Raw genomic sequence first — 13033 nt, forward strand, 5'->3', positions numbered from 1 at the left:
ATTTTAGAATATAAAATCAATCTGCATGAAAAATACAGTATTAAAATGGAAATCGAACGACGGGCTGGATATTTTCGGGCAAAAATGGGAAAACGAAACCCAACCGGCAAAAGCGGTGATTTGCCTGGTGCATGGTTTCGGCGAACACAGTTCCCGATATGAACACGTTGCTCAGTTCTTTACGGATAACCACTATGCTGTGATTGCTTATGACCATCGGGGGCATGGACGCTCCGGAGGCAAAAGAGGACACTTCCCTTCCTATGATGAATTCATGAATGATGTGGAGAACCTGAACAGGCAGGCAGACATCCATTTTCCCAGCCTTCCGAAGATTTTATACGGACACAGTATGGGCGGAAACGTAGTGGCCAATTTCGCCATGAAGCGCAATCCGAAGGTGGCCGGCATCGTATTGTCTTCTCCGTTTTTCAATACCGCATTCGAACCACCTGCCATTAAAATCGCTGCCGGGAAGTTCATGCGCAACCTGATTCCGACCTTTTCCCTTCCTTCCGGATTAGATGTGAATGCCATTTCCAGAGATAAGGAAGTGGTGAAAAAATACAGCAACGACCCGATGGTGTTTGACAGCATTTCCTCCAAGATGGGCATCGAACTGATTGAATTCGGCCAGGAGGCGGTAACCAACGCCGCTAAACTGACATTGCCAGCGCTCTTGTTTCACGGCACTGCCGACCAGCTTACCTCCTTTGATGCCAGCAAACAATTTGCTGCCAACGCGGGAAAAAATGTAACCTTCATTGAATATCCGGGCTTGTACCACGAATGCCATAATGAGCCGGAAAAGGGACAGGTTCTGCAGAATGTGCTGGACTGGTGTAATAAATTGACCGGATAGTGCTCATATTCAGATTTTAATTGTATCTTTGTTCAACTATAGTTCTTTTTAATTTTTCTTGTCTAATGTTGTAAATGTTCATTTGATTTGATTTTAAAAAGTATGTAGCCCTATTTTAAAATTTTTAAATAAAAAAAAATGAACATTTTTGTTGCAAACATTGAAAGAAAAGTGACTGACGAACAATTACAGGAATTGTTTTCTCAGCACGGAGAAATCGCATCTCTGAAATTAATCAAAGACAGAGACACAGGCGTCAGCAAAGGCTATGCATTCGTGGAAATGCCCAACGATGACGAAGCTCAAAAAGCTATCGATGCTTTAAATGAGTACGAACTGGAAGGCAGAGCATTAGCCGTAAACGAAGCTCGTCCTAAAACGGAGTACAAAAAATCAAGCGGCGGCGGCGGTTACAAAGGCGGCGGTGGCGGTTACAAAGGCGGCGGTGGCGGCGGCTATAACAAAGGCGGCTACGGCGGTGGCAGTGACTACAAAAAAAGGTATTAATAATAACCAACATACTTTAAAGCCTTCGATTTTTCGAAGGCTTTTTTTATTGGTAAAAACAAAATGCGTATCGTAAATTGTGGCGGATAAGACTGCCATGTATTCAAACACCTTTTTAGAAAAGTTACTGGTTCGCCTGAAAAGCGGTGATGCAAGGAGTATACATCTCAATGCGCTGCCCGGGAATTTTGCGCGTTTGGATGTTTACGATCTGGCGACGATAGAGCAAAGCTTACATTTATCCTTCCTACAACAGCTGCTGACTAAAAAATCCTTCCGGTTTTCCATTACCGTTGAGCCGGAAGCCTGGAAAGATAAAAACGAAGACCATCAAAAAATCATTCAGCGTATCATCAGGCGTCTGAACCATCTGGAATATCAGGATAAGGAAGAGTTTTCAGAACACGGCTACAGCACCTTCGGATTCGGTTATCCGTTACTGATTAAACGTGACCCCAATCATCCGGAAAGAATCATCAAAGCTCCTTTGCTAATCTGGTATTTGTCCATTGATAAAGACACCCGAAAAAACAATACCTGGATCATTTCCCGGAATGAAGAGCATCCGCTCATCTTCAACGAACTGCTGCAATCCCATTTTGAACAGCAGGAGCAAATAAAAACCGATGACCTCGAAGCGCTCCTCGAAGATGATTTTTTGGAAGAGAAACAGTTGAATGTCTTTTGCAAACGATTGTTAGAAAAAATGCATATACCCTTTGCCGCGGATGAAAATATTGTCACGCTGCTGCCGGGTTCAAACAAAGAAGCGATTGAAAATTGTACCAAAGAAAAACCATGGATACGCTGGAGTGCGATATTCGGGCTTTATAAAATGCAGAAACAGCCCATCATCCGGGATGTGGAAAATCTGCTGCGCAAACAGTCCTCAATCAGGAATGAGGAAACAAGCAACCTACAGACAGCTAATTATTTTGACGGCGAAGTCCTTACACCCATAGCACTGGACTCCAGCCAGGAGAATGTATTGAATCAGTTAAGCAACAGACATAACCTGATTATCCAGGGTCCGCCGGGAACAGGTAAAAGCCAGACGCTCACGGCCATCATCACGCAGGCATTACTGAATAAACAGAAAGTGCTGGTCGTTTGTGAGAAACGCACGGCGATGGAAGTGCTGTACAATAATTTAAAATCAAAGAACCTGGAACATCTTTGCGCTATCATAGAAGATGTATATACTGACCGAAAAAAGATGGTAGAACAGGTTCGCGCCATCATTGAAAGCAATGCCCCTGCCGTACGGTTCAGGAGTCATGATTATGAAATGCTGCACGGACAATTTTTATCGCTAAAGGAAGAAATCAACTTCAGAATAAACTTAACCCAAACGACCGTATTCGGTGATGATACCTGGCTGGAATTACTCTGCAATAGCTCCATCCTGAATTCAAATCCTGAGGTAGCGGCCAAAGCAGACTCATTAAACAAACTACTTCGCAGCAGCGATTATCAATTTTCGTTTGAAGAATACCTTTCCCTGAAAGATAAAATTATTGCAGCTCATCATTTGTATTCAACCGTTCACGCAGATGCCGTTATCTTTGAACAACTCCATTCCAACCTATCTGACAGTGCTGTTGATGAAACGCAGCTATTTGACAGCCTGACCGCTCTCTTTCAACTCAGCGGCAATTTAGAAAACACGCTTCAAGCCAATCTTAATACATATCAGGATGATTTTAATTTACTGACCGGCATTACTCATTTCAAGATAGCTGTCCTGTCCGTCTTTTTATCTTCCTACAGGCAAATAAAAGAAGAGAAAAAGAGTTGTCTGTCAGTTTATACCCATATCAAGTTATATTCAGAGGTATATCCGTCCTTCGGAGTTAACTTCATTTCCACCGACAATCTGGAAAAAATGGAAATACTGCTTCCACCTTTACAGCATGTGAGAATTCAAACAGAAAAACTCCTGCAAAAGCAGCACTTATTCTCCGATTATTATCAATACCGGAAGTATATCCTCCAACAAGACTCCAACACTCAAAATATACTGAATGCAATAGCAACTACGGGCGATACGGATTGGGAAACCATTTTCACGACCTACTACCTGAATCAGTTTATCCTGAAAACGGCAATGGAGAATAACCTGAAAGATGACACGCAACAATTGTACAATGAGCTCGGACAAAAAGACGTATCACTAAAACAACCCATTTGTGATAAGATAAACCATATCTGGCAGGAGAACATCCATCAGCTGTTACAAAATGCAGACATCACCGAACTGAAGTATCTCTACAACCAGCGGAAGAACAAGCAATTCGCCACCCGGAACTCTCTCCGGAAAATCGTACATCACGATACTGATTTCTTTACTACGCTGTTTCCTGTTTTAATGGTAAACCCGTCGGTATGCACCTCCATTCTACCGTTTCAGGAGGATTTATTTGATTTTATAATTTTAGATGAAGCCAGCCAGCTGAGAATCGAAGATACCTTTTCTTCCCTATTAAGAGGAAAAATAAAAATCATCTCCGGAGACAAGCACCAGATGCCGCCCAGCAACTTCTTTGGCAGTGAAACCATTTTCTGGCAAGAAGAGGAATCAGCGCAAGAAACGGAAAGCTTCCTGGCGGAAAGCAAATCGCTCCTGGAGTATGCAGACGATGCCAACTATAAAAATTCCTACCTCGATTTTCATTACCGTTCACTGCATCCCGACCTGATACAATTCTCCAATCACGCTTTTTATCAATCCCGCCTGATACCTATGCCGGAGAAAGAACATTACCCTGCACTGATTTATAAAAACACAGAAGGAACCTACACACAAGGCACCAATACAAAAGAGGCATCTGATATCGTTACGTTCATCTATCAGCTTCAAAAGACAAACGGCGCATATCCCTCTGTCGGAATTGCCACGTTTAATATCTTCCAACGTGACTTAATTTTAGATCAACTGTATGAACAGGCGTATGCAGAAACACAGAAAAATGAACTATTGCGGGAACTATTGGACAAAGGGCTCTTTGTAAAAAATCTGGAAAACATCCAGGGAGATGAACGCGACATCATGCTACTTTCCACTACATTCGGTAAAGACGAGAACGGAAAATTCAGGCAGCTTTTCGGCCCGCTCTCTCAGGAAAAAGGTTATCAGCTGCTCAATGTCATCATTACAAGAGCGAAACATTCCCTGTATGTATTCACGTCCATTCCTGAAACCGTCTTTATGAATTTTGAAATGGAACTGAAACAAAAAGGCAATCAGGGAAAAAGTATCTTTTATGCCTACCTGGCTTTTGTGAAAGCAAAACATGAACACAATGAACAGCAGGTACAATTTATACTGAATCAGTTACAGCAAAACAATACGCCGCTTTTTAACAACAAACCAACCGATACAGCCACCCCCTTTAAGAATCGTGTATATGCCGCACTTAAAGAATATTTCGGGGAAGATGTTCAGCAGGATTATACATTTGGCGGTTTTACGCTCGACATTATTCTTTATAAAAACAAGCTCCCGTTTCTGCATATAGACTTTGAGAAAACCGGACACTACCATCCCGAAGTTTCCTACAGGACAAAACTGCACCGGCAAAAGATTCTGGCAGAGTATGGTATACTAACCTATCATTTATGGTCATACCACTGGTGGAAAAATCCGGCATCTGAACTGGAAAAAATAGGCCGCATCTTATCCTAAAAAGAGTGCCTTTAAAAATAGTAGGTTTTTGGTGGATTTGATATTTGTCAAATAATATAGATTTCTGTTAAAATTTGTCTAATTAATCTGTTTGCAGGTACAAAAAGTATCAACAAATCACTATTTTTAGTTAGCCGTAACTAATTATTATAATTCATGAAAAAATCTCTTTCCAGAAGAAAGTTTATCGGACTTTCCGCTGCAGCAGGATTAGCCTCCACCCTACCATTATCGGGATGCAGTAAAGCAGAAGTGATTCCCAGTGTAAATGACTATGAAGCCATCGTCATTGGCTCCGGATTTGGTGCTTCAGTTTCCGCCTTGCGACTTACAAAAGCAGGAAAGAAAACGCTGATGCTGGAAATGGGCAAAGAATATGACATCAATCCATCCAAAGAGGTCTTTACAAAAACACTGAACCCGGACGGTCGTTCCTTTTGGTTAAAGAGAAAGACAGCAGCCCCTGTAACGACCATTCAGTTTGATATTCCGAAGTATGTAGGTGTGCTGGATAAAGTATCGTTTCCGACATCTTATATGAATATTTACAGGGGTACCTGTCTGGGTGGTGGTTCTGTCGTATATGGAGCGATGCTGCCGTATGCACAACCATCCATGTGGAATGAATATTTTCCTTTTGTCGAATACAGCGAAATGACAGACAAGTGGTATCCTAAAGTAAAAAGCATTTTAAATTTCAGCGAAGTACCCGATGACATCTTAAATTCAAAGTATTACAAGTATGCCCGCGTAGGCTTATCACATTGTGAAAAGGCCGGCATGGATAAAGTCATGCTGAATGCCGGTGTCGACTTTACTATCATTCGCGGGGAAATGAACGGCACGGAAAAAAAATCATCGTTAGGCGGTGAGTTGCTGTATGGTTCCAACAACGGCTATAAGAACAGCCTGGACAGGAATTATATTCCTGCTGCAAAAGCAACCGGCAATTTAACGATCGAAACCCTGCACAAAGTAGATTTTGTAAAACAACTGCCGGACGGACGCTATGAAGTGAACGTACTGAAGATAAATGAACAGGGCGATACGGAATACACCAAAATATATACCTGCAAACATCTGTTTGTGAATGCAGGCGTGGTGGGCACCATGCAGATACTCCTAAAATCAAAATATCTGGGAGGACTCGTGAATCTCAACGATGAAGTGGGTAAACACTGGGGCAATAACGGCAATGTGATGGCTATGAGAGTCCTGCTGAATGAAGAAACAGGCGCTGACCAGTGTATCGTTCCGGTAACGGCTTATGGAGATCTAAACAATCCCGTTGCACCGTTGCTGGCTGAACAGGCGCCATTTCCGATTGGAATGGAACTGAAACAGTTACTGACCCTTGCTATTACGAAGAATCCAAACCGGGGTTATTTTAAGTATAATCCTGCAACAGATAACGCCGAATTATATTTTGACAGCAGCCAGATGGAGTTATCCAGAAGAGCCATGGGTAACTTTATAGACCGACTGAATGCAGCCAACGGCGGCTCCCTGGATCGGTTGTTTTATTTTAACGGAAAAGGATTTGGGGATGATTTCACCTATCATCCGCTTGGTGGTGCCGTATTGGGCTTAGCAAGTGATACGTATGGTAGATTAAAGGGTTATGAAAATTTATATTGTTTAGACGGCTCCATGATGCCCGGCTTCTCCTGTTGTGCCAATCCTGCATTAACCATAGCTGCATTAGCGGAACGCGCCATGGAAAATATAATCGCTGAAGATTTTGTATAAAAAATACGGTCAATACTTTTAGTATTGACCGTCGACTTATTTTTTTCAGTTCACTATTATACTAATACACGACTCCGAAACGAACGTATCCGCCGTGACCTAGAAATACAGAGCCGGAAACCGGATTAACCGTTAGTCGATATCCCCCGTTTAGTGAAACACCAACTTGTTTGATAATTTTAAACTCAACGCCAAGTCCGGTATTCGAAACGAAGTTGTGAGATATGCTGCCTGTAAATGCAGAAACTAACGTATTTAACTGATAACCGGGTGCGATATTGATAAACGGAGATACTCTCTTCTTTAAGAAGTAAGCACGCATATCTAATGTAATTGGAAAAGATATGAATCCTCCCCTTCCATATTCCGTACCAATACCCAATCCAATCCCAAAGTGAGGTGAAACACGGCCACCCAACACTTCATTGAAAGAAAAAATGGCCGTTCTGCCGGAGAAAGCCACACCTAATTCCGTAATACTCACAAATCCTTTTTTATAATAATCAACCGGTTCAGTCGCTTTAGGTTTAACGGCAGTAAAAGCGTTTTCAAACTTTCCACGACTGAAACCTTGAAGCAAGAACACCATGAAAAGAAGGGTTATGGTAATTTTTTTCATATTAACTTATTTTATTAAGTAAATATATTCCGAATTCGTAAATAAATCAATGATAAAAATCAGTTACTCTAATAATTTATTAACGGAAAAAAATCAGCAGCATTAAAACTTCACCGCCATGCCGATTTTCGCTACGCACATCTCCAGCCAGCCGGCTTCCATATTCACACCCAAATGGTCTAAGAAATAATATCGCATTCCGATACCTGCTCCTGCTGTAGCACCGGCATATTTACCCACGCTTTTGCCTATTCGTATAATGGCGCCTGCATGCACAGGGATATATACATCTAATTTAGCCGGATGAATTTTGGTTTGTTTTTTCTGATAAATCATCTGGTACAGATGTAAAACCCCTCTGCCACCAACGCCAATACCCGCCTGCCTGTTACCCGCATCGTATCCTATGAATACCCCAACACTAAAGAACGGATGGGCCGCTACATCAAAATTCAAGAGCATGCCTGGCCGAAATCCAAGCTGATAACTTTTGAGCGACAGACTATCAGTTTTCTTTCCGGTAAAGGCATAATGGCTTCCGAAATTAAAATTGACATCCATCTGGATGAACCCTTTATGAATACCTTCCAGTTCCAGTGCTGATTTGTCTTTCATTCTTTTCAGGGAATCCTTAACTGCAAAATCATAGCCTTCATTTGCAATGGAACAGTTAACAAAAAAGAGGCTACCCAAAAAGAATATAAAAAATTTCATCCCGTTAATATTATGCTGCAAATGTATCACTTATTCATTCAGTTCTGAAATAAAAAAATCCTCCGATGTACGGAGGATTTATATAAAATTATATTGAACTAGTAATTACAGTTTGATGGAAACACCACCTTCAACTATACTCTTACCATATCCAACTTCAAAGTTAACACCGATTTTATCAGTAAAGAAGTATCTGACACCAAATTGTGGGCCTGCAAAGATAATACCTCCCACACTACCAGAACCTGATGGAAAATGGGCAACTAAACCAGAACCAAAATTCAAACCAACAAATAAATCTAATTTATCGCCAACGGCAACATTTTTCTTATCCGCAATCAACTGAAAAAAGTGGAAATTAGCTAAAATCCCTATCGGTACGTATAAATTTCCGCTGCTACCGCCAAAATGTCTGCCACCAATACCCGTAACGAGGCCAACACCTACATAATCATGGACACCAAATTCAGCTTGAACGGATAATGTTCCTGAATAAGCGAATGCGCCGTATCCCCATCCGTATCCAAAGCTGTGTCCAACGTAACTGGCAAATCCGCCTTTACCAAATTCACCGATGTAGGAGGATAAGCCTAAACCGATAGTTATTATTTTTGACCCTTTTCCCTCAAAGGCTTTTCCGCCACCGGAAGATTTAGCTGGTTTGGAGGCGGCATACATGTTCATTTTTGCCATGTTAATGCCCAGTTCGCTTGCGAATGTATTGCTGGTTAAGATCAGAGCAGCCAATACGATCATTGATTTAATAAGTTTTTTCATAATGGTTAATTTTGTTGAGCAAATGTATAACTAAAAAACCAAAGTGTATATACCTAATAACAAGTAAAAATTAACACAAATTAAGTTACTCACACCTTTTCCACAACAATGGCACTCGCACCGCCACCACCGTTGCATATACCGGCTGCGCCTATTTTTCCATTCTTTTGTTTCAATACGGAAATCAAGGTTCCGACTATCCTGCATCCTGAATTTCCTATCGGGTGTCCCAATGCCACCGCACCGCCAAAGACATTCACTTTCTCGTGCGCAATGTTCATCTCTTTCATATTGGCCAGTGCCACCACGGAAAAGGCTTCGTTGATTTCGAAGAAATCAACGTCTTCGATCTTTAAACCTGCTTTGCTTAATGCTTTTGGAATCGCTTTAGAGGGTGTCGTTGTAAACCACTCCGGTTCCTGAGATGCATCCGCGAAAGAAACTATTTTCGCCAATGGTTGAATACCCAATTCCTTCACTTTATCTCCGCTCATCAGCACCATAGCACTGGCTCCGTCGTTTATTTTAGAAGCATTAATGGCGGTAATGGTTCCTTCTTTATCAAAAGCAGGCTTTAAAGCGCCTACTTTTCCTTCGTCAAATTTCTGGTATTCTTCATCTTCTGTGACGGAGACATCCCCTTTTCTGGAAGCAATCACTACGGGTACTATTTCATCCTTGAAATAACCGTTTGCATACGCTTCCTGGGCACGTTTATAAGATGCGATGGCATAATTATCCTGATCTTCTCTTGTAAAAGAATAATGTTTGGCACACACCTCACCGGCATTGCCCATCATATATTTTTTGTAAGGATCCTGCAAACCATCCCGTACGATGGCATCGAGTATTTCTCCATTTCCATATCGGATACCTGTCCGTCCGCTGGGCAGATAATGCGGAGCATTGCTCATACTCTCCATGCCCCCGACGACCACTACGTGGTTGTCACCCAGCATAATCGATTGAGCCCCCAGCATAATCGCTTTCATACCGGAAGCACACACTTTGTTGATGGTAGTGCAGGGTGTCTTGGTGTTGATTCCGGCCGCTATCGAAACCTGTTGTGCCGGTGCCTGTCCGACATTAGCCTGCAACACATTCCCCAGATATACTTCGTCTATCTGATCGCCGTTCACGCCAGCACGCTCCATGGCAGCTTTCACCACTGTCTTTCCAAGTTCAATCACGTTAACACCCGCTAACGCGCCGCTTAAACTTCCTACTGGCGTTCTCGCCATCGATACAATAAATACTTCCTGCATGTTGATCTGTTTTATACAGGTAAAATTAATTAAAATCAGGCCCCATGATATCAATATCAGATAAAATAAAGATTAACTTCTTTCAAAAAGGTAGCTGATTTTTGCGTCAGGCTATAGTATGATTTAACTTTTTTGATTAAATTAGATGGTATGAAGAAATGGTTTGCAGTACTGCTTTCAGTTGGTTTCTTTATAGGCTGCAGGAAGGAAAACATTACATCCGTTCACTATTGGCTGGACAATATCGGCAGCCGGACGGATTTACCCTTCCTGCCGGATTCCAGCGCCAACTATTTCAGCTATTCTTTTTACAGAGCTACAGGAGATAAAACCGGTTTGCGACTGAAGGCAAAATTCATGTATGCAAGATACCAAAGCTATAATGTCTATAACCTGAATACACGCAGCAGTATTTCCAGCCTGGCGGATATTCAGCTAATGCCGGATGCGGGCAATGAAAATCCGTTCATTACACTCTCTCAGAACAGCAACAGAAATTACACGGTATATATGCTGCCGGATATTCCGGAAGCACAATCGTACCCCAACAAACTCCTGTTCCCTGATTCCATCACGGATGTCAACGTATTGCTGCGCAATTACCTGGCAGAAAAGGATGTGTATGGCGGTGTTCCATTACCTGATATTGAAGCGTTTGATCTGGCAACCGGTAAAACGGTCCCGACACCTGAACCACTTTCCATCACTTTTGCTGATTTTAATAATATTGTGGATGATTTAAGCCGGATTATCAACCTGACACAGCTTTTACAGCAAGGCAATAAGATTAACTTCTTTCGATTTGCAGGACTAGGTTTATTTCCGAACCTTGACAACCAATATATTTTCGCCCCACTTAAATTATATCCCAACGAAGTGGCCATATTAAAATTCCATCCACCTGCCTTTGCGGGTCAGCTTTCTGCCATACCGGCGGCTGATGTGCGTTATTTTTCGCTGTGCCTGGGCGACAGCAAAACCTATAACTATAAGACACTGGCAGATTATAATTTTAAAATCGCATCAGACGGGAATATTTATGTCGTAATAGGAAGGAAAGAATCCGACATCATTGCCAGGGCTTCCGGACTGAATTTCATAGAATGGGTACCGGAGTTAAAAAATGAAGGATTAGTTATTTACAGGAATTTACTGACAGCTGCAGACTATACCTATAACATGAACCAGGTTCCGGATGTATTGAAAAACCTGAACCAGGTATTTAACATCAACTATCTTCATGCCGACACTTATATTGGAGACCGAGCACCCAAAGGGGTTAAAATGAGTAAAACAGCATACCTGACCAATTTCGGCGGATTTGAAGTAGTTTATTAACCTTACCTATTTTTGCCATGCTCCTACCGCGCCGAATAATGTTCCGCTGTATAAACCATTATTCAACCCAATTTCAGTCGCGGCATACGCTGAATTATATTGCAGCTGGTTTCCAAACGGAATCTCAAAGACTGTATTTCCGGTGTTCCAGTCCAGAGCGGTAAAATTCCAGATTCCATTTTTTTGTCCCATGCAATAGGCCAGATTCGTTCCCGAACTCATACATGGGATACCACTGGGAAGGCTGACACTCTTATTCACCCATGCACTTCTTAACTGGCGTGAAGATGGGTTCCAGATAAATTTCTCCGCACCATACGGAGCATTCCCCGGCAAACCGGACAGCAAAATATTGGCTGTCTTGTTGCTGCCCGCATTTTTCAGTTCATTATTCACAACGAATGCACCGTAGCCTCGCACACATACCGACTGTTCGGAGAGTGAACGGGTTGCAGCGGGGTTACCAAATGTAACGGGTACCTGTGCCGCAATTCTCCTGTCTTTGGTGACCGGAATCTGGCGCCAGTCAACCGGAATTTTATCTCTCCAGAATAAAACGAGATGCATCAAATCCTGCCCGTCCGTAATCACTACAAATTTATCCTGATTCTGAATACCCATTAACGTTGGCGTAGACCCGGAACCAGCTCCCAGCCGTATGCCTGAACCACCGCTGCCGGTTTCATAATCCGCCGACCATCCCCCTTTGGCTTCCGCAACAGACAGCTCCATTCCAGTCCATTGTACCCTGTACATTTTTTTAGAAGTGACGACATAGATTCCATTGTTTTCATCGCAGGCGATGGAATTGGATATCTCTTCTCCGGCAAACTGATAATAATGAAATTCCGAAAAATTTCTGCTGACCAATCCAACCAATCCGTTATTCGTTGCAAATGCAATATGCCCGTCATAGGTCATTGTCATACCTACAATGCGTTCATCCGCTGCCGTTAAGGCCGATGGGATTTCAAACGAACGGAGTAACTGAATGGGCGAAAACGCATCACCCGGGATAGCATCGCCGTATGCATACAGCCTGGTTCCTCTTGGCGTATAAAAGATATTATCCTTATCAATCAACGTATAAGCGCCGCTGGTAGATGCATCAACAGAAAAAACAGAGCCGACCGATACATCTTCTTTTTCTTTATATGCGATGATATCAAAACCGTTCCCGGTATCAATCGCTTTCACCACATGTGAGGCATTTCCACCCCACAGTACTCTGTTGCCACTCGGATAAATACCCGAAATGGCAATGGTAATCATACCGGGTGTTCCGGACTGGTATTTTTTATAAATTTCACCTTCAGCGGTTGATGGGCCATTATATGGAGATGAAGCCTGCGCATAAGGATTGCAATGCGTAATGGGCCAGGGCGAGTCCGCCAAAAAATTATTTTCAGGCGGTTCGTCCACAAACGGGTTAGCTGTATTTTGAATGACATCCTTTCTGCAGGCTGCTGCACAAAAAAAAAGAAACACCATTACAACCCGTGCTTTTACCATACTCA

The 13033-nt window shown here is 42.4% G+C and carries 10 protein-coding genes; 5 read left to right on the plus strand and 5 right to left on the minus strand.

The genetic code is table 11. From position 1 onward, the window contains the following. The first annotated feature begins 25 nt into the window (after positions 1-25). From IPM95_04450 to IPM95_04465, 4 genes are all read left to right on the plus strand, one after another. Positions 26-862, plus strand: a complete 837-nt coding sequence (locus IPM95_04450) for an alpha/beta hydrolase (protein MBK9328564.1) — start codon at positions 26-28, stop codon at positions 860-862. Positions 863-1000: 138 nt separating this feature from the next. Then, positions 1001-1369 carry an RNA-binding protein gene (locus IPM95_04455; protein MBK9328565.1) on the plus strand — a complete coding sequence of 123 codons (369 nt, stop codon included), beginning with the start codon at positions 1001-1003 and terminating at the stop codon, positions 1367-1369. Between the two features lie 79 nt (positions 1370-1448). After that, entirely contained in the window at positions 1449-5054 is a 3606-nt protein-coding gene (locus IPM95_04460; GenBank protein ID MBK9328566.1) for a DUF4011 domain-containing protein, read from the plus strand. Positions 5055-5210: 156 nt separating this feature from the next. Beyond that, positions 5211-6803: a GMC family oxidoreductase gene (locus IPM95_04465; GenBank protein ID MBK9328567.1), complete on the plus strand. Its 1593-nt coding sequence runs from the start codon at positions 5211-5213 to the stop codon at positions 6801-6803. Positions 6804-6864: 61 nt separating this feature from the next. Here IPM95_04465 and IPM95_04470 read toward each other — a convergent pair whose 3' ends face one another. The 4 genes from IPM95_04470 to IPM95_04485 form a co-directional block, all read right to left on the minus strand. After that, positions 6865-7422, minus strand: a complete 558-nt coding sequence (locus tag IPM95_04470) for a hypothetical protein (GenBank protein MBK9328568.1) — start codon at positions 7420-7422, stop codon at positions 6865-6867. A gap of 102 nt (positions 7423-7524) precedes the next feature. Beyond that, a complete protein-coding gene (locus IPM95_04475; protein MBK9328569.1) occupies positions 7525-8136 on the minus strand; it encodes a hypothetical protein in 612 nt (203 codons plus the stop codon). A gap of 105 nt (positions 8137-8241) precedes the next feature. Continuing rightward, positions 8242-8913: a hypothetical protein gene (locus IPM95_04480; protein MBK9328570.1), complete on the minus strand. Its 672-nt coding sequence runs from the start codon at positions 8911-8913 to the stop codon at positions 8242-8244. 89 nt (positions 8914-9002) lie between these two features. Continuing rightward, a complete protein-coding gene (locus tag IPM95_04485) occupies positions 9003-10178 on the minus strand; it encodes an acetyl-CoA C-acyltransferase (protein MBK9328571.1) in 1176 nt (391 codons plus the stop codon). Positions 10179-10328: 150 nt separating this feature from the next. Between IPM95_04485 and IPM95_04490 the strand changes: the two genes are divergently transcribed. Further along, positions 10329-11516, plus strand: a complete 1188-nt coding sequence (locus tag IPM95_04490) for a hypothetical protein (protein ID MBK9328572.1) — start codon at positions 10329-10331, stop codon at positions 11514-11516. 6 nt (positions 11517-11522) lie between these two features. Here the strand turns inward: IPM95_04490 and IPM95_04495 are convergent, their stop codons facing one another. Beyond that, positions 11523-13028 (minus strand): hypothetical protein, encoded by a 1506-nt coding sequence (locus tag IPM95_04495; GenBank protein ID MBK9328573.1) that lies wholly within the window; start codon positions 13026-13028, stop codon positions 11523-11525. Positions 13029-13033: the final 5 nt, after the last annotated feature.

This window comes from Sphingobacteriales bacterium, from assembly GCA_016719635.1.
Taxonomy (GTDB): Bacteria; Bacteroidota; Bacteroidia; order Chitinophagales; family JADIYW01; genus JADJSS01.